Raw genomic sequence first — 22623 nt, forward strand, 5'->3', positions numbered from 1 at the left:
ATCCACCGAAAGACATACCATGGCACTGTTTGACTGGCACAAGCACTTTGATCCCGTTCTTTCCTACCTGAACGAAACCGGTAACACCCGGTGGACCACAGCCCTGAAAGAACAACTCACTCGACGGTTTGAGGACAACCCCCACGGCGATATGGCACGCTGGCACAACGCACTGCAGTCCTTGCCAGACGTTGCCGATGCCAGGGTCGACCTGAATCAGTCTGCAATCACGTTGACCAGCCCCGGCGGCCTGGATCCAGACGCCATGACCCGCCTTGAGAACGGATTACGGGGACTGATGCCCTGGCGTAAGGGCCCGTTCGATTTCTTCGGCACCTACATTGACACCGAATGGCGCTCAGACTGGAAATGGGACCGGGTAGCACCGCATCTGGCGGATCTGGCGGGGCGTACCATTCTGGATGTGGGCTGCGGCTCCGGCTACCATTGCTGGCGCATGGCTGGAGCGGGGGCCAGGCAGGTGATCGGCATCGACCCGGGGCTGTTGTTCATGTTCCAGTTCCTGGCGGTCAAAGGGTATCTGGGCCAGGCTCCGGTCGATCTGCTCCCGGTGCGCATGGAAGACCTCCCGGCCGACATGGAATGCTTTGACACCACCTTCTCCATGGGCGTGCTGTATCATCGTCGTTCACCGCTGGATCATCTGCTGGAACTCAAGGGCACGCTGCGTCGCGGCGGCGAACTGGTGCTGGAAACCCTGGTTGTAGACGGCCCGGAGGGCTACAGCCTGATGCCCGAAGACCGTTACGGCCAGATGCGCAACGTCTGGTTCTTGCCGAGCTGCCCGACCCTGCTCCGGTGGCTGGACAGAACCGGGTTCCGCAACGCCCGGGTGGTAGACGTCAGTGAGACCACCACCGATGAGCAGCGCCAGACCGACTGGATGCGTTTCAATTCGCTGGCGGACTTTCTGGACCCAGACAATCCCTCGAAAACCATTGAGGGCTACCCGGGCCCCAAGCGGGCGACACTGATCGCGGAAAAGCCCTGACCCCCTGCACCGGAAAACCGGCACAAAAAAACCGCCTGGGGCATCCACCACAGGCGGTTTTTATTAGCTTCTGAACTTACTCTCCGAACGGATGCCGCAGAGTAATGGTTTCCACACGATCCGGACCGGTGGAAATAATATCAATCGGCGCCTCGATCTGCTCTTCCAGGAAGCGGATATAGGCCTTGGCATTCTCCGGCAGCTGATCCACGCTGGTCAGGCCAACCGTGCTCTCGCTCCAGCCCGGCAGCTCCTCATACACCGGCTCGATATCACTGTAGCTGTCGCAGCCGATGGGGGGACGGGTGATTTCGCCGTTCGGAGTCTTGTAGCCAATACACACCTTCACCGTTTCCAGACCGTCCAGAACGTCCAGCTTAGTCAGGCAGATACCGGACACACTGTTGATCTGGATAGCATGGCGCAGAGCGACCGCATCAAACCAGCCACAACGGCGGGAACGACCTGTGGTGGTGCCCACTTCGTTGCCCTTGACGGCGAGGTGCTTGCCCATGTCGTCAAACAGTTCGGTCGGGAACGGGCCGGAACCTACCCGGGTCGTGTAGGCCTTGGTGATACCCAGCACATAGTCCAGATACAGCGGACCAAAACCGGAGCCTGTAGCGGTGCCGCCAGCGGTGGTATTGGAGGACGTCACGTACGGATAGGTACCCAGGTCGATATCCAGCAACGAGCCCTGAGCGCCTTCGAACAGGATGTGCTCTCCGCGCTTGCGGTAGTCGTGCAAAATATCGGTTACGTCTGCGGCCATGGGCAGGATTTCCTCGCCCATCTGCTTGAGCTCTTCCAGGGCCGCATCGATATCCTCGGCCTCTTCCTTGAAGTACTCGGTGAGAACGAAGTTGTGGTACGACATGATTTCCCGCAGCTTGATCTCGAAATCGGCGGGGTTGCACAGGTCACCCAACCGAACACCCCGGCGGGAAACCTTATCCTCATACGCAGGGCCAATTCCCCGGCCGGTGGTACCAATCTTGTCATTGCCACGGGCACGTTCGCGGGCCTGATCAATACGCACGTGGGTGCGCAGGATAATCGGGCACGCCAGGCTGATTTTCAGGCGGTCACGAACGGCAACACCGTTAGCCTCCAGCTCCCGCACTTCTTTCAGCAGGGCTTCCGGCGAGAGCACCACACCGTTACCGATGAGGCACTGGACATCCTGCCGCAGTATGCCGGACGGAATCAGGTGCAGAGCCGTCTTCTTACCTTCGATCACCAGTGTGTGACCGGCATTATGCCCGCCCTGAAAGCGGACAACGGCAGCCACCTTGTCTGTCAGAAGGTCAACAATCTTGCCCTTGCCTTCATCACCCCACTGGGTGCCCAGCACAACTACGTTTTTACCCATGATTCTCTCTCAATTCAGACGGGCCAGAAGCACACGCCCTGAAGATTTACCCCGGAAATTAAACAAAACGGCTCAGGCGATGGTTTCTACCACCCATTGGCCATCACGATTCACCAGTTGACGGTCACACCCCCGCTCCGAAGGATCCGTCTCACGATCATCCGGCAATGCCCGGATCACCGTTTCAGTCATTCTCAAGCCGGAAATCACGCCTTCCAGCCTGGCATCGTTGTCCGCTGGCGCCCATATGGCTCCGGCTTTACGGAACGGGCGTTCGCCCAGCGACACCAGTGCACGGATATCCAGACTGAACCCGGTGGCAGGCCGCGCGCGACCAAAGTCACTGCCAATAGCGTCATATCGGCCACCTTTCGCCACAGCATCGCCATGGCCCGGCACATAGGCCGCAAAGACCAAACCGGTGTGATAGTTGTATCCGCGCAATTCACAAAAGTCGAAGCCCAGGCTGACTTCCGGAAAATCGCGGTTCAACATGTCCGCCACTCGGGCAAGTTGATCCAGCGCCGCATCAATAGCACCGGAGGCGCCACTGAGAATTTCCCGGGCATCGGCCAGGGATTCTACCCCACCGCTGACCCTGGCCAACTGGCGCAACCTGAAACCGGCAGAGCCCGGCACACACTCACCCAGCAGGCGATCCAGCTCGGGTACGGACTTGCGTGCCATGGCATCAAACACCGCCGCTTCGGTATCACGATCAAATCCGGCGTCAGAAACCAGGCTTTCATAAATCGAAACGTGAGCCAGGTCCAGATGCAGTCTGGGCAAACCGGCCACGCGCAGGGTTTCCAGCATCAGACTGATCACTTCCATATCGGCAGCTTCGGAGCCACTGCCAAACAGCTCACAACCGGCCTGTATCGGTGTCCGTCCGGTCAGCATGTGGCGAGGTCGGGTATGCAGCACATGTCCGGCATAGCAGAGCCGGGTAATGCCGTCCTGGCCCAGGGTATGGGCGTCTATGCGGGCAGCCTGGGGCGTCATATCGGCGCGAACACCCATCATCCGACCGGTCAGCTGATCGGTCAGTTTGAACGTCTGCAGTTCCAGGTCGTGGCCTGTACCGGTAAAGAGGGATTCGAGATATTCAATCAGCGGAGGAATAACCAGCTGGTAGCCCCAGCGCTGGCAGGTATCCATAACATCCCGGCGCAGGGACTCGATCCGCCCGGCCAGCGGCGGCAGAATGTCCTCTACCCCGTCAGGCAGTAACCAGCGATCAGATACAGTCATGAGATTCTGTTGTCCGTTTCTCCCACGCTGGCCATAGGACCAGGGGGTAACTCAGGATTTAGGCGCTCGGGCTCAGAAAACCCGACACAAAACCGCCAGAATTTTACACGGTTGGCAGGCACAAAAAAACCGGAATCCAGGGGTTCAGTAAAAATTCCCCGCAGATTCCGGCTTGGCTGGTGTCAGCCGGCTCAGTTAGCGCCGGCAGGACTCTTCAGGAACTTCATAAAGTCACTGTCGGAATCAATCACCATGATGTCGTCCTTGCTGGAGAAGGTATTCTGGTACGCCTGCAGGCTGCGGTAGAAGCTGTAGAACTCCTCGTTGGCACCGTAGGCCTGAGCGTAAATGGCGGCCGCTTCCCCGTCACCTTCACCGCGTGTGGTTTCGGCTTCTGCAAAGGCGTTGGCCAGGATCACCGTTTGCTGACGGTCGGCATCAGCACGGATACCCTCGGCCAGCTCCTGCCCCCGGGAACGGAATTCCTGGGCCAGCTTCTGGCGCTCCGTGGCCATCCGCCGATAGACGTTCTCGCTCACCTGTCCGGGGAACTCGATGGCTTTCACCCGAATATCCAGGACTTCGATACCAAACTCCTTGATGGAGGTCTCGTTGACCCGATCACGTAGCGTGTGCATCAGCTCGTCCCGCTGACCGGACACCACCTCATGCATGGTACGGATACCGAATTCATCCCGGAGACCGTTGTCCACGCGAGACAGGATCAGGGTCTGCGCACGGAACTCATCGCCACCCGTGGCGCGATAGAACTGATCCACGTTAAGGATCTTCCAGGCAACATAGGAATCCACATCCAGCGGCTTCTTCTCAACCGTCAGGTACTGGCGGGAAGGCAGATCCATCGTCAGCACCCGGATATCAAACTCCCTGATCTGGTCAATAACCGGCACTTTGAAATGCAGGCCAGCCTGAATATTGGTTTCAACCAGCTCCCCGAAGCGAAGTTTCACGCCCCGATGGGTCTCAGGAATGATGTAAACACTGGACAGCACGAGCAGGACAACAATAAGGGCGCCTGCAAGGCCCACTACACCTTTAGGTCCCATAACTTATCTGCTCCTCCGGGTATTGGTGTCCTGGCGGGTGCGCAGCTCCTGCAACACCTGATCGGTCAGGGTCTGGATATCCACCTGTTGGCCACTGCTGCCGGACATCCGGCTGCCAGATGACGAAAGCGAACCCTGCGTCAGACGATCCAGGGGCAGATACATCATGTTGCCGCTGCTCTCGGTATCGACAAGGATTTTGCTGCTGTTACCCAGCACCTGCTCCAGTGCCTGGATATACATGCGCTCACGGGTAACGACCGGGGCCTGCTCATACACGGCCAGCAGCTGGTTAAAGCGTGCAGTTTCACCGCGTGCCCGCTCGATTACTTCCTGCTTGTACGCGTTGGCTTCCTCAATCATGCGCTGTGCCTGACCTCGGGCCTCGGGAACAATCTTGTTGCGGTAGGTTTCCGCTTCTTCCTTCAGACGCTGCTCATCCTCGCGAGCACGCTGAACCTCACGGAACGCGTCCTGTACCGGCGCTGGAGGCTGGGTGCTCTCGACGTTGACCCGGACAATCTCGAGGCCGGTTCCGTAATCTCTCAGGAAGCTTTGCAGGCGCTGCTCAACCCGCACGGCGAGTTCCGCCCGACCTTCAGTCAGTACGTCGTCCAGTGAAGAACTACCGACCTCATGACGCAGGGCACTATCGGTGGCAAAAGCCAGGGCCTGGTTGGAATCCCGTACATTCAGCACGTACGCCCGGGCATCACCCACGCGATACTGGACCTGAAGATCCACGGTCACCAGGTTTTCATCCTGGGTCAGCATCTGGCCGGAGGACTCGGCAGTACGGATGCTGGTAACGCGAACCTTGTTGACGGTGTCAATCAAGGGCACCTTGAAGCGGAGACCCGGCTCCTCGGTACGGTTGTATTCACCGAAGCGCAGCACCACCGCCCGCTCCTGTTCGTCAACCGTATAGAACGACTGGTAGATGACATAGCCCGCGACCAGGATGGCCGCAATGGCCAGAATGGCACCAAAACCACCTGCGCTGCCACCGGAGCTGCTGCCACCTCCAGAATTACCGCCTTTGCCGCCAAGCATGCGATTGAGCTTGTCGAGCCCTTTTTTCAGCGCTTCGTCGAGGTCTGGCGGCCCCTGATCATTGCCGCGACGACCACCACCGGTTCCCCAGGGATCGTTGTCGTTACGGTTTCCACCCGGTTCATTCCAGGCCATAGTTCTCTCCGTTCGTGTTTAATCGAATGGCTGCAAATACTAGGGATTTATCAAGGCCCCGGCAATAGCAGGGGCCGTTCAGACCGGCCGGCTTTCCAACCGGATCACGTCTTCACGCACACCGGCACGGCTCAAAAGCTGCAGCCAGTCCCGGTTCTGCAGCCGGACTTCCAGTACCTGATCGCCGTTATCGCAATGCTCTTCGCTCAGAACCGAACCCGCCTCGTGCAGCAGCGCTCTGAGCTTGCCATCGGCCGGACCCAGACGCACAAAGTGGTGCACGACATCCTCTGCCAGACGCTCGACGATGGCGTCAAACAGCAGCGGCAGGCCTTCACCGCTTACGGCCGACACCCAGGCTCGCACCGGCAATCCTTCTTCGTTGCGATCAATGCGGGGCTCAAAACCATCAAGCAGGTCAATCTTGTTGAACACCTGTAGCATCGGAATCTCATCGGCTCCGATTTCGGCCAGCACATTTTCCACCTGCTCGATGTTTTCATCCCGGCGGCTGTCGTGACAGTCGATCACATGCAACAGCAACGTGGCCTGCGTGGTTTCTTCCAGCGTCGCCCGGAAGGCCTCCACCAGCTTGTGCGGCAAATGCCGGATGAAGCCCACGGTGTCGGCCATTACGACCGGCCCGATGTCGGGAAGTTCCAGACGGCGCAGGGTCGGATCCAGGGTCGCGAACAACTGGTCTGCTGCATATACGCTGGAAGTGGTAATTCGGTTGAACAGCGTGGACTTGCCCGCGTTGGTGTAACCCACCAGCGACAACGTGGGTATGTCGGCACGCTTGCGTGCGCGACGGCCCTGATCCCGTTGCTTGCGGACTTTTTCCAGGCGCCGGTGAATGGATTTGATGCGTTCGCGCAGCAGCCGGCGGTCGGTTTCGAGCTGGGTTTCACCCGGCCCCCGCAAGCCGATACCCCCTTTCTGGCGCTCCAGGTGAGTCCAGCCCCGCACCAGCCGGGTAGACATATGCTCCAGCTGCGCCAGTTCCACCTGCAGCTTGCCCTCGTGGGTCCGGGCCCGCTGCGCAAAGATATCCAAGATCACGCCCGTGCGATCAAGCACCCGGCACTTGAGCTCGCGCTCAATGTTACGTTCCTGGCTCGGGCTCAGGGCATGATTGAACAGCACCACATCGGCCTCGGAAGCGGCCACGGCATCCCGGATTTCCTCAAGCTTGCCCTCTCCCACAAAAAAACGCGGGCTGGGCTGCTTCCGGGTGCCGGTTACCGTAGCAACCGGCTCTACGCCGGCGGATGTCACCAGTTCCCGGAACTCTCCCGGATCTTCGGTATCGTCGTGGGCGGTAAAATCAATGTGAACGAGAACCGCCCGTTCTCCGACATCTGGACGCTCAAACAAGTTTCATCAACTCCATAAACACAAACACCCGCGACCATTCAAGCACATAGGCTGTCCTGGAGCGCGGGTGTGAAAGCGGGAAAAGCAGGCGTTATCAGTCTTCAGACTCACCTTCACCTGCCGGGTTCTGCTGCGGTAGCCGGACGTTACGAGCAGGAACCACAGTGGAAATAGCGTGCTTGTAAACCATCTGGCTCACCGTGTTCTTGAGAAGAATCACGAACTGGTCAAAAGACTCAATCTGGCCCTGAAGCTTGATACCATTGACCAGAAAGATGGAAACCGGAATGCGTTCCTTGCGCAAGGCATTGAGGTAAGGGTCTTGTAAAGAGTGCCCTTTTGACATGTGTTTTCTCCTGTTTATAAGTAAATGCAGATCGTCATTATTCAACGTTAAATGTGGTGTGAAGCCCGGATTTTTTCAAGGTATCCAGCACCACTTGCGGGTCGGCGGAGTCCAGCCAGTGCACATCTCGCCATTTTCGCAACCAGGTAAGCTGCCGTTTCGCCAACTGACGGGTGGCGGCAACGCCCTTGGCAACAAAGCTGTCGTAATCCTCGTTGCCTGACAGGTAATCCCAGGCCTGTCGATAACCCACGCAACGCATCGAGGGAAGATCGGGGCTGAGATCACCCCGCGCCATCAAGGCACGGACTTCATCAAGGAAGCCTGCTTCCAGCATTGCCAGAAACCGTTTCTGTATCCGCGAATGCAGCACAGAGCGCTCGGCAGGCGCCAGGGCAAACTGAAAAACAGTATACGGCAGGCCAGCGCTTTCGTCTGCCTGCCAGCTGGTAAAATACGTGTAATCCTCAATACCAGACTGCGGATGTTGCCCGGAAGTTCCCGATTCTGACTGCCAGAACGAGGAGATCGGCTTATCTGTAAGCCGGATCACCTCAATGGCCCGCATCAGTCGCTGGCGATTGTTGGGATGGATCAGGCGCGCAGCCTCGGGATCTTTTTCTGCCAACTCCTCATGAAGGGCGCCCCAGCCATCGCGTTCGGCTTCCCGCTCAATTTCTGCCCGCAGCGCCTGATTTGCCGAAGGCAGATTCGACATGCCATGCAGCAACGCCTTGAAGTACATCATGGTGCCACCCACCAGCAACGGGATCCGGCCACGGCCAGATATATCGCTCATGGCCGCCAACGCATCGCGGCGAAAATCCGCCGCGGAATAGGTCTCCGCCGGATCACAGATATCGATCAATCGATGTGGTGCCAGGGCGAGTTCTTCAGGCGAAGGTTTGGCAGTGCCAATGTCCATGCCACGATAAACCATCGCGGAATCCACACTGATGATTTCACAGGGCAACGTACGGCAGAGCTCAATGGCAAGATCGGTCTTGCCCGACGCAGTCGGCCCCATCAGAAAGATCGTTGGCGGCAATGAACCCTGCTGGGAGCGGTTATCGGGAATCACCGCTTAGCGCCCCCGCAGAAACAGCTTGTCCAGTTCAGACAGGGTGACCAGGGTCCAGGTGGGACGGCCATGGTTGCACTGTCCGCTGCGCTCCGTTGCTTCCATATCGCGAAGCAACGAATTCATTTCTGGAATCGTGAGCTGCCGGTTTGCCCGCACCGACCCATGGCAGGCCATGGTGCCGAGCAATTCATGGGTGACCGCTTCAACGCGATCACTCTGGCCGTGCTCAATCAGATCTGCCAGCACATCGCGCACCAGCTGCTCAGTGTCTGCCCCTCGGAGCAATGCCGGGATCTGCCGCACTGCCAACGTCTCTGGCCCGATACGCTCAATCTGCAGACCAAGGTGCTGCAGCTCTTCTCCATGGCTCTCCGCAAGCGCCGCCTCTTTCTGGCTCACAGCCAGTGACAGGGGCACCAGCAAAGGCTGGCTCTTAAGATCCTGTTCGACCAGTGCCCGCTTCATGCGCTCATAAGTAATACGCTCATGGGCGGCATGCATATCCACCACGATCAGGCCGGCACGGCTCTGGGCCAGAATGTAGATTCCGTGCAGCTGGGCAATCGCATAACCCAGTGGCGGCTCTTCCGCATCATCCCTGGGCGGCGTAACCGAAGCTGACGCCGCTGGCATTTCTGCCCGGGCAACGGGTGTTGAAACACCGCCACCCTCATTCAACGACTGGTAAAACGCCATCTGATCACTGGCCCGCCACTCCTGCTGGGGTGACTGCCCGGGCGACGACGGATAAGCCTCAGTGCGCGACTGTGTGGGCCAGGGTCCCGATGTACCCGGGGCACTGAAACCGCCAGCCGAATGCTCGGGTTCAACAACCGCAGACTCACGACCAAAGGATTGGGCCGCCGCCCCACGGAGATGATCGTCCGGGCGTACATCCGCCAGGGCTCGATGCAGAGTCCGGAAAATAAAATCGTGAACCAGCCGGCCGTCGCGGAACCGAACCTCATGCTTGGTTGGGTGAACGTTGACATCCACCGTAGCCGGATCTACCTCCAGGTACAGCACAAATGCAGGGTGACGGTTGTTGTACAGAACGTCCCGGTAGGCCTGGCGAACTGCATGGGCGACCAGTTTGTCCCGGATCACCCGGCCATTCACAAAAAAGTACTGCAGATCTGCCTGACTGCGGGAAAAGGTCGGCAGCGCCACCCAACCCCAAAGGCGCAACCCGGTGGCCTCGGCATCAATAACCACCGCATTGTCGATAAACTGCTGGCCACACAGCGAACCAATCCGACGCTCCTTGTCCAGATCCGTCTCAGCAGGGCGCAGGCTTTGCACCACTCTCTGGTTATGACGCAGGGTAAAACCGGTATCGAATCGACTCAGAGCCTGACGGCGAACACACTCTTCAACGTGGTTGAATTCGGTTTTTTCCGTGCGCAGGAATTTGCGGCGGGCAGGAGTATTGAAGAACAGATCCCTCACTTCAACGGTGGTACCCACGGGATGGGCCGCCGGTGAGATGCGAGCATCCATGTCGCGACCTTCCACCTCAACACGGGCCGCCGCTTCCTGCAACTCGGTACGGGAGGTGAGGGTCAGGCGTGACACGGAGCTGATACTGGCCAATGCCTCACCCCGGAATCCCAGAGAGGCCACGGCCTCAAGATCATCCAGAGTCAGGATTTTGCTGGTGGCATGCCGGCTCAGGGCCAGAGGCAGGTCCGCCTCTTCAATACCGGAGCCGTCGTCACGCACCCGGATAAGTTTTGCCCCACCCTGCTCGATCTCCACATCGACGCGCGAGGCCCCGGCATCCAGGGCATTTTCAACCAGCTCTTTAACAACAGAAGCAGGACGTTCTACCACCTCCCCGGCAGCAATCTGGTTGGCAAGCCGGGGGGACAGTAACTGGATGTGGGGCATATCCGGGGACTACCTCTTGATCAGGATGAGGGGATGCGAATGGTTTGCCCTACCATAACACGATCATCGTTCATCCCGTTAAAGCGCATCAGCTCGCTGACGGTGGTCTGATTCTCCCGGGCAACGCCCGAGAGAGTATCACCTCGCTGTATCCGGTACTGGCTGACGTCGGTGCCACCCCGGTTTTGCTGTTTTTCCCAGGCCAGCAACGTGCCGGGAGGTGGTGTGCGACGAAAATACTGCTCGATGCCATCGAAAATGGCGTTGGCCAGCTTGTTGCGGTACCACTCGGACGCAAGATTCTTCTCTTCGGTCGGATTCGAGATGAAACCGGCCTCCACCAGAATCGAGGGGATGTCCGGCGACTTCAAAACCACAAATGCCGCCTGCTCCACCCCCTGTTTGTGAAGCTTGGCCACACGGCCCAACCGGCCCAGCACGGAATCTCCAACCCCCAGACTGGCGTTGATACTTGCGGTCATGGAGAGATCCAGCAATACCCCGGCCAGCATGTCATCACGGCCATCCAGAGAGACACCGCCGGCACCACCGATCAAATCTGAACGGTTCTCGCTCTGGGCGAGCCATCGAGCCGTTTCACTGGTGGCACCGCGCTGAGACAGCGCGAAGACGGATGCTCCCCGTGGCTGCGGCGTTCTGAAGGCATCGGCGTGCACCGACACGAACAGATCCGCGTTGTACTTGCGGGCCAGCAAGGTGCGGTTCCGCAAGCCCACGTAATAATCGCCTGTCCGAGTAAGCTTGGCAGTGAACCCTTTCTGCTGGTTGATCAGATCGGCCAGACGCTTTGCCATTCTCAGCACGACATCCTTTTCCCGGGTCCCCCGGGGCCCGATTGCGCCCGGATCTTCGCCGCCATGACCGGCGTCGATAACCACGATAATGTCACGCTTACCGGCAGAATCCTGGGTCACCGTCGGGCTCGTCGCCCGATCGAGACGGCTGCCCTGTTCGTCAATCAAATCGACCACCAGACGATGGCCATACTGCTGATTCGGCTCCAGCACAAAGCTGCGAGGCTTGATATCACTTTTCAGATCCAGCACCACCCGCAAATCGTTACCATTCCTTGGCGCGCTGCGAATACGCTGAATGGGGCTGCCGGAAAGGTCAACCTTGCTGAAATCCGTGCCGAGAGCAGCATCCTTCAGATCAATAACCAGCCGGGACGGTCCACTCAGAGAGAATACGTTGTGCTCAACCAGACCGGCGGTGTCCAGCACCAGGCGGGTATGATCCGGAGCCGGCCACAAACGCACCCCCTCGACACGGGTACCGGCCAAAGCTGTACTGGCTGAAAGCAACAGCGCCATAATCACCAAGATTTTCATGAATCCGGCCCTATCAGTTCTATTTCATTAAGCAAGGAAGCCCCAAGCTCCGAACGGGCGCGCAATACCACAGAGCGCCCCTGACCTTCCCGTTCAAGATGAATTTCCAGATCCGGATCAGGCAAGACTCCCTGACCACGCTCCGGCCACTCAATAATCCGGATGCTCTGGCTGGCAAAATAATCCCGGATTCCCATGTATTCCAGTTCCTCGGGGTCACCCAGCCGGTACAGATCAAAATGGTACACCGGTGGTTCCAGGTGTTCGTAGGGTTCAACCAGTGTATAGGTCGGGCTCTTGACGGCACCCTCGTGGCCAAGCCCTCTCATAACACCACGGCTCAGGGTCGTCTTGCCCATCCCCAATTCGCCGTCGAGAAAAACGGTGAGGCCTTCCCGGGCATGGCCGGCCAACCGGGCCAGCTCACCACCAAGTTTTTCCGTCTCGGCCTCATCTTCCAGAAACAACCGGCGTTCATTTCCAAAAATACTCATCGATTCCCCCGGCCATTGAAACATTCAGGCCGCTCCGACCTTGCCAGCACCTGCGGTATGGCTGCGATCACATCAGTCGGGAGCAGCCCCATATAGCCTTTATTCTGCCCCGCCTCATCCGCGGCCGCCAGATGTAAAGCCGCTGAAGCCATTACCGCCTGGCGGGCGGACGGAATTTGCCCAAGAAACGCCCCCAGGATGCCCGACAGCACATCGCCCATGCCCCCTGTCGCCATCCCCGGATTACCGCCCGGTATTATGCCGGGCACTCCGCTGCCGGTGGCAACAACCGTACCCGCACCTTTGAGCAGGACAATGCCATGCCACAGCTTCTGTATGCGTGCTGCCGCTCCCATCCTGTCCGCCTCGACTTCCTGAACACTACAGCCCAGCAGCCTGGCCGCTTCTCCCGGGTGAGGCGTCAGCACATGGTTGTCCGCCGGCGCCGGGGCGCGGTCGGCCATGATGTTGAGTGCATCTGCATCCAACACTCTGGGCTTGCCACTGGCAATAACCTGCTGCAGCATTTGCTGTCCCCAGGAGGACTGGCCGATCCCGGGTCCGCAGACCACGACATCGGGTTTCTCCAGTAAAGCCGGCAACTCAGACCCGTGGGTTACACCCCTGACCATCAACGACGGACAACGAGCCAGCGCAGCGGTAACGTATTCCGGCCGGGTGGCCAATGACACCAACCCGGCTCCGGCCCTGGAGGCCGCCTCTGCAGCCATGATGCCCGCCCCGCCGAAACCGTGATCTCCCGCCACCACCAGGACATGACCGAACATGCCCTTGTGGGCGTTAGCAGGGCGTTCCGGCAACCAGGACTGGCATCGCGCCCAGGGATAAAGCTTGGCCAGGGGCATTTCCCCGCTCTGCTGACCGGCGTTAATCGCCCCCAGCGCTTCAAACATTACCTGACCACAGACACCCGCGCCTGCGCCGGTGAAAAGGCCAGTCTTGGCGCCGATGAAAGTAACCGTCACATCGGCATGCACCACATCCCCTGTCGCGGCACCGGTTGTGGCATCCAGGCCGGACGGCAAATCCACTGCCAATACAGGCTTTCCGGAATGGTTCAACTGACCAATAACCTTGGCAAAGGGCTCCCTGGGCGCTCCGGTTACTCCGGTACCGAGCATGGCATCTACCACCACCGCAGCGCTATCCATCCGCGCATGCAAATCGGCATCGGACAGGGCACTGCCTTCAAGAATCTCGACACCATCGGCCCGGGCTTTCTGGCACGCAGACCGGGCGTCGCCCGTGAGCTTTTCCGTCGGCGCCACGGCAACACACGCCACATCAATGCCATGACGCTTAGCGTTGGCGGCCACCAGGTAACCATCACCGCCATTATTGCCAGCTCCGCACAACACAAGCACAGGCTGCGCACCAGGCCAGAATGCCACCAGATGGCGGAACGCCGATCTGGCTGCCGTTTGCATCAATTCGAAGCCATCCACCCCCTGCTGTTCAATCAGATAGCGATCCATCGCCCGCACCGAGTCGGCGGAATAGAGCGCTTCTGGTAGACTGTGCTCGGAAACAGAGGGCATTTGCCGGGAACTCCCAGATACAGAAACCGGTTTAAGAAAATTGGCCAGATACCTGTAAAGCATAGCAAAACAGGAAAAAAGGTCATAACTTAATCAAATTAAATCTTCGCAGGGCCGCACCTGCAAGCAGTCCACTATGGCCGTTACTCCAGAACACCCAGCTTCAGAAACGCTCCATACAGAGCTCGCGGACCTGCCCGCACAGATCCGCCGGTGGGCACGGGAGCTGGGCTTTTCCGATGCCGGGATTACCCAGGCGGAGACGGGGCCTCACGCTGAACGCCTGCAGCGCTGGCTGGCAGCAGGTTACCACGGCCAGATGGCCTACATGGCCGACCATGGCGACAAACGTTACACACCCGACTCCCTGGTACCCGGGACCACCCGGGTCATTTCCGTCCGACTGGATTACCTGCCAGCACCTGACAACCCGAAACAAGTGCTTACTGACCGGGAACGGGCCTACGTTACTCGCTACGCCCTGGGGCGCGACTACCACAAACTGATGCGCAAACGCCTGGCCACGCTGGCAAAATGGATTGACGAGGCTGTCAGCGGCTATGACTACCGAGCATTTGTCGACAGCGCGCCGGTACTTGAGCGCGGACTGGCTCAACGAGCCGGACTGGGTTGGATTGGCAAAAACAACATGCTGATTCACCCCAAAGCCGGTTCGTTCTTTTTTCTGGGAGAAATCTTCACCAATGCGCCTCTGCCCCTGGATGCACCGTTCGACAGCCAACACTGCGGCTCTTGCGCTGCCTGCCTGGACGTATGCCCGACCGACGCCTTTGTAGGCCCTCACTTACTGGATGCCCGGCGCTGCATCAGCTATCTCACTATTGAACTGAAAGGACCGATCCCGGAGGAGCTGCGTTCACAAATGGGCAACCGGGTATTCGGCTGCGACGATTGTCAGCTGGTCTGCCCCTGGAACAAGTTCAACAAGCCCACCGACGAGGAAGACTTCAAACCGAGGCATGGTCTGGACAATTCATCCCTGGCGGAGCTGTTCCTGTGGACCGAACAGGAGTTTCTGAAGCGCACGGAAGGGTCAGCAATACGGCGCACCGGCTATGAAAACTGGCTCAGGAATCTGGCGGTGGGACTGGGCAACGCCCCCAGCACCATTCCGGTGGTGGAGGCACTCAAAGCCCGGGCCGACCACCCGTCGGAACTGGTCCGCGAGCACGTGGCCTGGGCCCTGAAACAGCACGGACTATAGCTTGAAGAAATGGTCCCGGTAGTGGCGCAGTTCATTGATGGAGTCACGGATATCGTCCAGAGCCAGATGACTGCCCTGTTTCTTGACTCCTTCCAGCACGTCCGGGCGCCAGCGGCGGGCCAGCTCCTTTACCGTTGAGACATCGAGATTGCGGTAGTGGAAGAAGGCTTCCAGTTTGGGCATGTATTTCACCAGAAACCGCCGATCCTGACCAATACTGTTGCCACAGAGCGGAGATTGTCCTGGCTCCAGATGTTTGCCCAGAAACTCAAGGGTTTGCTGCTCGGCCTCTGCCTCGCTGATGGTACTCTCTTTGACCCGTTGGGTCAGACCACTGGCACCATGGGTGCGGGTGCACCATTCATCCATCTGCTCCAGCAGGCTGTCAGGCTGGTGAATTGCAATCACCGGCCCCTCTGCCACGATATTCAGCTGGGAGTCGGTGATGATGCTGGCCATCTCGATAATGCGTTCTTGCTCGGGATCCAGACCGGTCATTTCCAAGTCAATCCAGATCAGGCGGTCGCCGTTACTCATCTCGCTGTTACCTATGCTGTTTTGTCGGGTAGATGAAGTTCTGTGTATTGTCCACGATTCACGTATGATGTGATACCCAAACGCCGGTTAACCGATTGAACGCAGATGGCAAAACGACGATTGAACAAACGCCAGCAATGGCGCATCGAAAAGATCCAGAAAGAACGGACGGTGAGAGCTGCACGCAAGGAAAAAGCGGTGGAAGAACAGGCTGCCGCCGGTGAGCTTGGCCCTGAGCAGAATGGACTGGTGATTGCCCACTACGGCCAGCAACTGGATATCGAGGCGATTGAAGGCCCGGAATCCGGGCAGGTGTTCCGCTGTTTCGTCAGAGCCAACATTGACAGCCTGGTGACCGGAGACCGGGTGGTCTGGCGCCCGGGCAAAAGCAAAACCGGCGTGATTGTTGCCCGCTGTGAACGGGAAAACCTGCTGCAGCGCCCGGACAACTTTGGCGCGCTAAAACCAGTGGCCGCCAATATCGACCATATCATTCTGGTCATTGCCCCCGAGCCCGAGCCCCACGACAACCTGATCGATCGTTATCTGGTGGCGTCTGAAAGCTCTGACATTCCGGCGGTAATCCTGCTGAACAAGACAGATCTGATTAACGACGACAACCGGGATCAGATCGAAGCCCTGCTGGCCAGATATCAGGCGCTGGGCTATGAGGTGGCGCGCACTTCAGCCGCAGAAACCGCAGGCACGCCAGCCCCGGAAGTGGAAGCTCTGGTGCGGAATCAGACCAGTGTCTTTGTGGGGCAGTCCGGCGTGGGCAAGTCTTCCATCATCCAGACGCTGTTACCGGATGAGCTGCTGCGAGTGGGCGCGGTCTCCGAGAGCACCGGCAAAGGCGTGCATACCACCACCACCGCAAAACTGTTTCACCTGCCCGGCGGGGGTGATTTGATCGATTCTCCGGGCATCCGGGAGTTCGGTCTCTGGCACATGACGCCGCAGGAAGTGGAATACGGCTTTCGGGAAATCCGGCCGCTGATCGGGCTCTGCAAGTTCCGCAATTGCCGGCACATGGGAGATCCGGGCTGCGCTCTGGACGCAGCTGCCGAGGCTGGCGAGATTTCAGCGGAACGCCTGAAGAGCTTTCATCGCATCCTTCAGGATATGACCGATCAGCAGGCTCGTGGTCTCAAGCTCACCTGAACCCACAGAACCAACGCTACCAATTCAGCTCACCCGGAGCGGGCTCTTCTTTCGGTTGGAACCAGTCGCCACCTTCCAGCTTTTCCAGAGCCTGCTGCTCCTGCTCCTCCGTCGGGCGAGTAAGATCAATCAGCGGCTGATCGGAGCGCCCTGCTCCGGTCTCGATACTGTCGGCAGTCTTTTTGTTCAGAACAATAATGGAAATGCGACGGTTTACCGGAGCCGTGGGATTACTCCTGTCGAACAGCACCGAATCACTCAATCCCACCACCCGGGCGATCTGCTCCAGCCGGACGCCGCCAGCCACCAGCGCTCGACGCGCTGTGTTGGCGCGATCTGCAGACAACTCCCAGTTGGTGTAACCAGGTCGGCCACTAAACGGCGTGGCGTCGGTATGACCTGTAATGCTGAGCTTGTTGTTGACTGACCCCAGGGTCTTGGCCAACTCAAACAGAATGTCCTGAGAGTAGTACTTCAACTCTGCCCGACCACTGTCGAACATGGGCCGACCGGACCGGTCTACAATCTGAATTCTCAAACCTTCATCAGTAATGTCGATCAGCAACTGATCCTTGAACTCCTGCAGGGTCTGATTCTGTTCGATCCGTTCCTGCAACTCCTGGAAAAGCTCCTGCATTCGGCGCTGCTCCAGAGTGTCCGCCAGTTCATCCACCACCTCGTCTTCAATCTGGATGGTACTGGCTTCCTGATCCTGGGTAGATTCCTCGATGACCGAGGCACTGCCCTCAAGGTCTACCGGGTTGGGCGAGCCGCCTTCGGTAAAGCCAACAGGATCCTTGAAGTAGCCTTCGACTGCCCTTTTCTGTTCGGGGCTCGCCGTGGCGGTGAGCCAGAGCACCAGAAAAAACGCCATCATCGCGGTCGCAAAATCGGCAAACGCAACTTTCCAGGAGCCGCCGTGATGCCCGCCGACAACCTTTTTCTTGCGTTTGATGATGATCGGCTGTTCTTCCAAGATACTCTCCGAGGCTAACCAGGCTTTTTGTTACTTTGAGCGAACGTGGTCATTGAGCTCCTGAAATCCCGGTCGCTTTTCAGTAGGGAGTGCCTTGCGCCCAAATTCGATTGCCATTTGGGGAGCCTGTCCTGACACCGTCGCGACAATGGCCGATTTAACACACTCGTAGGCTTTCAGCTCATATTTGGCGGCATGCTCAAGCGCAATCGAGGTTGGCCCGACAAAACCATACCCCATCCAGATGCCGAGAAAGGTACCAACAAGTGCTGCCGCAACGCTCAAGCCGATTTTCTCCGGCCCTTCCGTGAGGAACCCCATGGTGATAACGATCCCGAGCACGGCGGCGACAATACCCAGCCCTGGCAGAGCATCAGCAATCTTGTTGACCGCATGAGCAGGCTCTTCAAGCTCGTGCTGTCGATTTTCGATTTCGTTTTCCATCATGCCTTCCAGCTCATGCGGCGCCATGTTTCCAGAGCTGATGATACGCAGGTAATCGGTGATGAAATCCAACAGGTGTTTGGATTTCATAATCGCCGGATAACGACTGAAGATCTGGCTCGACTCCGGATTATCGATGTCCTCCTCAATGGCCATGACGCCCTGCTTGCGGGACTTGTCGAACACCTCATAGAGCAGACTTAACAAATCCATGTAATAGGATTTATTGAAAGGAGACCCGGTCAGCAACCGGATACACGCCTGAAACACCTCTTTTACCGTGTGTAACGGGTTGGCGATGATAAATGAACCAACGGCCGCTCCGCCGATAATCAGGATCTCTGTCGGCTGCCACAAAACCGCCAGATTGCCGCCGTGCAGAACGTACCCACCAAGAACGCACGCAACAACGACCACAGCTCCAATGATCAATAACATGGTGACTATGCACGCCTTTTGTCTGGTTAACGGCCGGGGCCGGTTACTACCCGAAGCTGGCTCAGCCGGGAACACCCAAAATGTGATCTGATAATAGCAAGCATCAACCGTAACAGCGAAGCTGTGAAACAATTTCTATACACTGCGCCGGGTTTGGTAGACTACCGCGCTTTATGATCGCAAGAGTCTCCCGGAATGCTTGATAAACTGTTTGTTCTTAGCCAATACGTCACACCCCAGCTGGCGGTTTCCCGCCTGGCAGGCCGTCTGGCCGACAGCGAGAGCACTCCAGCCCTGAAAAACCGTGTGATCAAATGGTTTATCGGCCGCTATGGCGTGAACATGAGCGAGGCCGCTGAGCCAGACTTTACCGCCTACCCCACGTTCAACGCGTTTTTTACCCGTGCACTCAAGCCGGGCGCTCGCACCATAGACCCCGCACCGGAAACCCTCACCAGCCCGGTGGACGGCGCCATCAGCCAGATTGGCCAGATCAGCACAGACCGTGTATTCCAGGCCAAGGGACAGTCATTCAGTCTCACTGAACTGCTCGGCGGCGATGACGAACGGGCCGAGCCCTTCCGGGAAGGCGAGTTCGCCACTATTTACCTGTCGCCCAAGGATTACCACCGTATTCACATGCCCATGGCTGGCACCCTGAAAGAAATGGTCTACGTACCCGGGAAGCTGTTCTCAGTCAATCCGGTAACCGCCGAAAATGTGCCGAACCTGTTCGCCCGAAACGAACGGGTGGCCTGCCTGTTCGACACCGAGGCGGGCCCCATGGCTATGGTATTGGTCGGCGCGATGATTGTAGGCAGCGTGGAAACCACCTGGGCCGGCGTGGTAGCCCCCAATTCCGGCAAAGTTACGCAATGGCAGTACCGCGGAGACGATGCCCCTCAGTTTGAAAAGGGTCAGGAAATGGGCCGTTTCCGCCTGGGCTCAACCGTCGTGCTGGTGATGCCCAAGGGTGCAGTTAAATGGCAACCGAACCAGGTGGCCGAGAAAACGGTACAGCTGGGTGAAGCCTTCGGCAAACTGAACGTCAAATAGCAGGGCTCAGGCCCGCTCAATCGGAAACGCAATAACGTCCTGAATGTTGCGACTGCCCAGCTTGAGCATCAACAGGCGGTCAAGGCCCATGGCCACACCGGCGCATTCCGGCAGGCCTGTCTCCAGCGCTGCCAGAAAAGACTCGTCCAGCGCCATCTCCGGCTTGCCACTGGCACGCCGGAGATGGTTATCGGCGGCAAAACGGGCCCGCTGCTCGGCCGGATCGGTCAACTCCCAGTAACCATTACATATCTCCAGGCCATGAATGTAGAGCTCAAACCGGTGCGCCACTCTGAAGCCCTGATGCTCAGAGATGCGTGCCAGAGCGGCCTGGGAGGCGGGATAGCGGGTAATGAAAACCGGTTGCTCACAGCCCAGCTTCGGCTCCACCACGAAACTCATGACCAGATCCAGGCAGCCATCCCGGCCGAGGCCGGCCAGCTGTTCCGGCTCCAGCCACTGCTCACAGTAGCGTTCAAGGTCCCGGTCGGTGATGGTCATCGGGTCGATACCCGCAATGGACTGCATTGCCTCACGGTAGCTGAGGGTTACCGGCGGCGAGCACTCCAGCCAGCCACAGACCAGATCTGCGACTTCCCGCATCAGCTGTTGATCGTCAAAGCCAACGCGGTACCACTCCAGCATGGAGAATTCCGGATTGTGACGTTTGCCGCGCTCACCGTTACGAAACACCCGGGCAATCTGGAATATTGATCCTGAACCTGCGGCCAGCAGCCGCTTCATGTGATACTCAGGGGAGGTCTGCAACCAGCCCCCCTGAACGCCGCCAGCGTCGACCGCAGAGGGAATGCCGTCGAGATTGACGTCGGTTACGCCGTGGCGTCCCAGTACCGGGGTTTCTACCTCCAGCACCCGCCGCTCAGAAAAAAAGCCGCGCACGTGGGCCAGAAGCTGTGCGCGGCTTTCCAGAGCGGCCCGGGAGGCAGAGGGCTGCCAGACAGGGCGATCAGTCATGATCGATGATTAGCTGCTTTTGACGCGGTTGACGTATTCACCGGAGCGGGTATCAACCTTCAGCACCTCACCAATGGTGATGAACAGGGGCACGTTCACAACGGCACCTGTGGACAGGGTCGCGGGCTTGGAGCCACCCTGGGCAGTGTCGCCTTTCATGCCGGGATCGGTATCAACCACTTCCAGCTCGACAAAGTTCGGCGGGGTCACGGTCAGCGGCGCGCCGTTGTACAGAGTCACGGTGTAAACGTCCTGCTCTTTCAGCCACTTGACGGTATCGCCAACCGCCTTGGCATCAGCCGCGTACTGCTCGAATGAGCCATCAGTCAGCATGAAGTGCCAGAACTCGCCATCGGTATACAGGTATTCCATATCCTGCTCGACAACGTCGGCCGCTTCCAGAGACTCTCCGGATTTGAAGGTACGCTCCCACACCCGGTTGGTCATGAGGTTGCGCAGCTTGACCCGGTTGAATGCCTGGCCCTTGCCCGGCTTGACGAATTCATTCTCGAGCATGATACAAGGGTCGCCATCCAGCAAAACCTTGAGACCGCTGCGAAATTCGTTGGTAGAATATGAAGCCATGAAATGTCCACCTGACAGACTGTCGTTAAAATTTCAAAGGTCGCTATGATACAGCGAACCCCCGCCCGTATAGAAGCCCGCGATGCCAGCCATCCACCCGGTGTCCGGGTTGAACCTGGCAACACACCGGACTGGCAACAGATACTGAGCCAATCGGTTACTACGCCGGAACAACTACTGGAACGTCTGGGGCTCGCTCCGGAGGACTGGTACAGAGGCGCCGCCTGCGGCCACAGACTGTTTCCGATCCGGGTGCCCGAGCCCTACCTGGCACGGATTGAGCCAGGCAACCCGGATGACCCCTTGCTGCGGCAAGTACTTCCTGTCGCCCAGGAGGCGGAGGTTCATCCCGATTTCGTATCGGACCCGCTGGAAGAGGCGTCGGCCATCCAGACCACCGGCCTTATTCGCAAATACACCAGCCGTGCCTTGCTCATGATCACGGGACAATGCGCTATCAATTGCCGCTACTGTTTTCGTCGGCATTTTCCCTACGGCGATCACCGTCTTGGGCCGGAAGACCGACGCCAGGTCATCGACAGCCTGTCCGCCAGCCCGGAAATCAACGAAGTGATTTTCAGTGGTGGTGACCCACTGGCAGTGAACGACCGCCTGCTCTCGCAATGGGCCGAACTGCTTGGTGACATCCCCCATCTTCGCCGGTTGCGCATTCATTCCCGCCTGCCCGTGGTGATACCACAGCGGGTATGCGACAGCCTGATTGACTGGCTGTCCCGAACCCGACTGCAAAAGGTCCTGGTGGTGCACGTGAATCACCCGGCAGAAATAGACCAGGCCACCCGCCAGGCATTCCGACGTCTGAGCGAGGCCGGGGTTACCCTGCTGAACCAGAGCGTAATCCTCAGAGGTGTCAACAATAGCAGCGCCACACTCTCAGCCTTGAGCGAGACGCTGTTCGAAGCGGGGGTTATGCCCTATTACCTGCACGCCTTTGATCCCGTCTCCGGTGCCCGGCACTTCTCCGTGAGCGACACCGACGCCATCCGGATAGTTAACGAAATGCTGGAAAATCTGCCCGGCTTCCTGGTTCCAAAGCTGGTTCGGGAGCTTCCCGGCCGCGCCAGCAAGACCCCGCTGGACCTGGGCTCGTGAGACCTGTCGCAAAAGATGGCCCATTTTCACTTGTCAAAGATTGTCAACTCGTGATTTTCTCGCTTTTTGTCGTTGCTTTGCTATCTTAAAGTGCAAGATCCATAAACAATAACGACCT

The 22623-nt window shown here is 58.4% G+C and carries 21 protein-coding genes; 5 read left to right on the forward strand and 16 right to left on the reverse strand.

The window, feature by feature from the left end:
* Positions 1-19: 19 nt before the first annotated feature.
* Entirely contained in the window at positions 20-1012 is a 993-nt protein-coding gene (gene cmoB, locus C7436_RS06685) for a tRNA 5-methoxyuridine(34)/uridine 5-oxyacetic acid(34) synthase CmoB (RefSeq protein WP_114434174.1), read from the forward strand.
* Positions 1013-1088: 76 nt separating this feature from the next.
* On the opposite strand, the gene C7436_RS06690 is transcribed toward cmoB, so the two are convergent.
* From C7436_RS06690 to C7436_RS06740, 11 genes are all read right to left on the reverse strand, one after another.
* Positions 1089-2384 (reverse strand): adenylosuccinate synthase, encoded by a 1296-nt coding sequence (locus tag C7436_RS06690; RefSeq protein WP_121207141.1) that lies wholly within the window; start codon positions 2382-2384, stop codon positions 1089-1091.
* Between the two features lie 72 nt (positions 2385-2456).
* On the reverse strand, positions 2457-3638 hold the full coding sequence (locus C7436_RS06695) for an ATP phosphoribosyltransferase regulatory subunit (protein WP_011786210.1): 1182 nt from the start codon (positions 3636-3638) through the stop codon (positions 2457-2459).
* Positions 3639-3829: 191 nt separating this feature from the next.
* On the reverse strand, positions 3830-4705 hold the full coding sequence (hflC, locus tag C7436_RS06700) for a protease modulator HflC (RefSeq protein ID WP_011786211.1): 876 nt from the start codon (positions 4703-4705) through the stop codon (positions 3830-3832).
* 3 nt (positions 4706-4708) lie between these two features.
* Positions 4709-5893 (reverse strand): FtsH protease activity modulator HflK, encoded by a 1185-nt coding sequence (gene hflK / locus C7436_RS06705; RefSeq protein WP_022991411.1) that lies wholly within the window; start codon positions 5891-5893, stop codon positions 4709-4711.
* A 78-nt stretch (positions 5894-5971) separates the two neighbouring features.
* Positions 5972-7270, reverse strand: coding sequence for a ribosome rescue GTPase HflX (gene hflX, locus C7436_RS06710; protein ID WP_014422149.1), 1299 nt, complete (start codon positions 7268-7270; stop codon positions 5972-5974).
* A 94-nt stretch (positions 7271-7364) separates the two neighbouring features.
* Entirely contained in the window at positions 7365-7616 is a 252-nt protein-coding gene (hfq, locus tag C7436_RS06715) for an RNA chaperone Hfq (protein WP_011786214.1), read from the reverse strand.
* A 37-nt stretch (positions 7617-7653) separates the two neighbouring features.
* Positions 7654-8643 carry a tRNA (adenosine(37)-N6)-dimethylallyltransferase MiaA gene (miaA, locus tag C7436_RS06720; RefSeq protein ID WP_220150698.1) on the reverse strand — a complete coding sequence of 330 codons (990 nt, stop codon included), beginning with the start codon at positions 8641-8643 and terminating at the stop codon, positions 7654-7656.
* Positions 8644-8700: 57 nt separating this feature from the next.
* Complete coding sequence (gene mutL, locus C7436_RS06725) at positions 8701-10590, reverse strand: DNA mismatch repair endonuclease MutL (protein ID WP_014422152.1); 1890 nt, start codon at positions 10588-10590, stop codon at positions 8701-8703.
* A 20-nt stretch (positions 10591-10610) separates the two neighbouring features.
* Positions 10611-11942, reverse strand: a complete 1332-nt coding sequence (locus tag C7436_RS06730; RefSeq protein WP_121207142.1) for an N-acetylmuramoyl-L-alanine amidase — start codon at positions 11940-11942, stop codon at positions 10611-10613.
* Positions 11939-12436, reverse strand: a complete 498-nt coding sequence (gene tsaE / locus C7436_RS06735; protein ID WP_121207143.1) for a tRNA (adenosine(37)-N6)-threonylcarbamoyltransferase complex ATPase subunit type 1 TsaE — start codon at positions 12434-12436, stop codon at positions 11939-11941. Before tsaE ends, C7436_RS06730 begins: the two co-directional genes overlap by 4 nt.
* A complete protein-coding gene (locus tag C7436_RS06740; protein ID WP_121207144.1) occupies positions 12433-13995 on the reverse strand; it encodes an NAD(P)H-hydrate dehydratase in 1563 nt (520 codons plus the stop codon). The genes tsaE and C7436_RS06740 overlap by 4 nt, the downstream gene beginning before the upstream one ends.
* A 136-nt stretch (positions 13996-14131) precedes the next feature.
* On the opposite strand from C7436_RS06740, the gene queG reads away from it, so the two are divergent.
* A complete protein-coding gene (gene queG / locus C7436_RS06745) occupies positions 14132-15220 on the forward strand; it encodes a tRNA epoxyqueuosine(34) reductase QueG (RefSeq protein ID WP_114434168.1) in 1089 nt (362 codons plus the stop codon).
* Here queG and orn read toward each other — a convergent pair.
* The gene (orn, locus tag C7436_RS06750; RefSeq protein WP_011786221.1) at positions 15215-15757 is read right to left on the reverse strand and encodes an oligoribonuclease; all 543 of its coding nucleotides are present in this window, start codon (positions 15755-15757) and stop codon (positions 15215-15217) included. The two genes, queG and orn, sit on opposite strands and share 6 nt — an antisense overlap.
* Before the next feature lie 105 nt (positions 15758-15862).
* Between orn and rsgA the strand changes: the two genes are divergently transcribed.
* A complete protein-coding gene (gene rsgA / locus C7436_RS06755; RefSeq protein ID WP_121207145.1) occupies positions 15863-16918 on the forward strand; it encodes a small ribosomal subunit biogenesis GTPase RsgA in 1056 nt (351 codons plus the stop codon).
* Between the two features lie 16 nt (positions 16919-16934).
* Here rsgA and motB read toward each other — a convergent pair whose 3' ends face one another.
* Both motB and motA read right to left on the reverse strand, forming a co-directional pair.
* Positions 16935-17894, reverse strand: a complete 960-nt coding sequence (gene motB / locus C7436_RS06760; RefSeq protein ID WP_121207146.1) for a flagellar motor protein MotB — start codon at positions 17892-17894, stop codon at positions 16935-16937.
* 30 nt (positions 17895-17924) lie between these two features.
* Positions 17925-18776: a flagellar motor stator protein MotA gene (gene motA / locus C7436_RS06765; protein ID WP_011786224.1), complete on the reverse strand. Its 852-nt coding sequence runs from the start codon at positions 18774-18776 to the stop codon at positions 17925-17927.
* A 195-nt stretch (positions 18777-18971) separates the two neighbouring features.
* On the opposite strand from motA, the gene asd reads away from it, so the two are divergent.
* Positions 18972-19832: an archaetidylserine decarboxylase gene (gene asd / locus C7436_RS06770; protein WP_121207147.1), complete on the forward strand. Its 861-nt coding sequence runs from the start codon at positions 18972-18974 to the stop codon at positions 19830-19832.
* 6 nt (positions 19833-19838) lie between these two features.
* On the opposite strand, the gene epmA is transcribed toward asd, so the two are convergent.
* Both epmA and efp read right to left on the reverse strand, forming a co-directional pair.
* Complete coding sequence (epmA, locus tag C7436_RS06775) at positions 19839-20807, reverse strand: EF-P lysine aminoacylase EpmA (protein ID WP_121207148.1); 969 nt, start codon at positions 20805-20807, stop codon at positions 19839-19841.
* A gap of 9 nt (positions 20808-20816) precedes the next feature.
* A complete protein-coding gene (efp, locus tag C7436_RS06780; RefSeq protein WP_011786227.1) occupies positions 20817-21392 on the reverse strand; it encodes an elongation factor P in 576 nt (191 codons plus the stop codon).
* A 45-nt stretch (positions 21393-21437) separates the two neighbouring features.
* On the opposite strand from efp, the gene epmB reads away from it, so the two are divergent.
* Positions 21438-22505, forward strand: coding sequence for an EF-P beta-lysylation protein EpmB (gene epmB / locus C7436_RS06785; RefSeq protein WP_121207149.1), 1068 nt, complete (start codon positions 21438-21440; stop codon positions 22503-22505).
* The last annotated feature ends 118 nt before the right edge of the window (positions 22506-22623 follow it).

The organism is Marinobacter nauticus, from assembly GCF_003634635.1.
Lineage (GTDB): Bacteria > Pseudomonadota > Gammaproteobacteria > Pseudomonadales > Oleiphilaceae > Marinobacter > Marinobacter nauticus.

Coding starts and splice junctions, on each gene's coding strand:
- cmoB (WP_114434174.1), top strand. CDS start 20: ATGGCACTGTTTGACTGGCACAAGCACTTTGATCCCGTTCTTTCCTAC.
- C7436_RS06690 (WP_121207141.1), bottom strand. CDS start 2,384: ATGGGTAAAAACGTAGTTGTGCTGGGCACCCAGTGGGGTGATGAAGGC.
- C7436_RS06695 (WP_011786210.1), bottom strand. CDS start 3,638: ATGACTGTATCTGATCGCTGGTTACTGCCTGACGGGGTAGAGGACATT.
- hflC (WP_011786211.1), bottom strand. CDS start 4,705: ATGGGACCTAAAGGTGTAGTGGGCCTTGCAGGCGCCCTTATTGTTGTC.
- hflK (WP_022991411.1), bottom strand. CDS start 5,893: ATGGCCTGGAATGAACCGGGTGGAAACCGTAACGACAACGATCCCTGG.
- hfq (WP_011786214.1), bottom strand. CDS start 7,616: ATGTCAAAAGGGCACTCTTTACAAGACCCTTACCTCAATGCCTTGCGC.
- miaA (WP_220150698.1), bottom strand. CDS start 8,643: ATGGGGCCGACTGCGTCGGGCAAGACCGATCTTGCCATTGAGCTCTGC.
- mutL (WP_014422152.1), bottom strand. CDS start 10,590: ATGCCCCACATCCAGTTACTGTCCCCCCGGCTTGCCAACCAGATTGCT.
- C7436_RS06730 (WP_121207142.1), bottom strand. CDS start 11,942: ATGAAAATCTTGGTGATTATGGCGCTGTTGCTTTCAGCCAGTACAGCT.
- tsaE (WP_121207143.1), bottom strand. CDS start 12,436: ATGAGTATTTTTGGAAATGAACGCCGGTTGTTTCTGGAAGATGAGGCC.
- C7436_RS06740 (WP_121207144.1), bottom strand. CDS start 13,995: ATGCCCTCTGTTTCCGAGCACAGTCTACCAGAAGCGCTCTATTCCGCC.
- queG (WP_114434168.1), top strand. CDS start 14,132: ATGGCCGTTACTCCAGAACACCCAGCTTCAGAAACGCTCCATACAGAG.
- orn (WP_011786221.1), bottom strand. CDS start 15,757: ATGAGTAACGGCGACCGCCTGATCTGGATTGACTTGGAAATGACCGGT.
- rsgA (WP_121207145.1), top strand. CDS start 15,863: ATGGCAAAACGACGATTGAACAAACGCCAGCAATGGCGCATCGAAAAG.
- motA (WP_011786224.1), bottom strand. CDS start 18,776: ATGTTATTGATCATTGGAGCTGTGGTCGTTGTTGCGTGCGTTCTTGGT.
- asd (WP_121207147.1), top strand. CDS start 18,972: ATGCTTGATAAACTGTTTGTTCTTAGCCAATACGTCACACCCCAGCTG.
- epmA (WP_121207148.1), bottom strand. CDS start 20,807: ATGACTGATCGCCCTGTCTGGCAGCCCTCTGCCTCCCGGGCCGCTCTG.
- efp (WP_011786227.1), bottom strand. CDS start 21,392: ATGGCTTCATATTCTACCAACGAATTTCGCAGCGGTCTCAAGGTTTTG.
- epmB (WP_121207149.1), top strand. CDS start 21,438: ATGATACAGCGAACCCCCGCCCGTATAGAAGCCCGCGATGCCAGCCAT.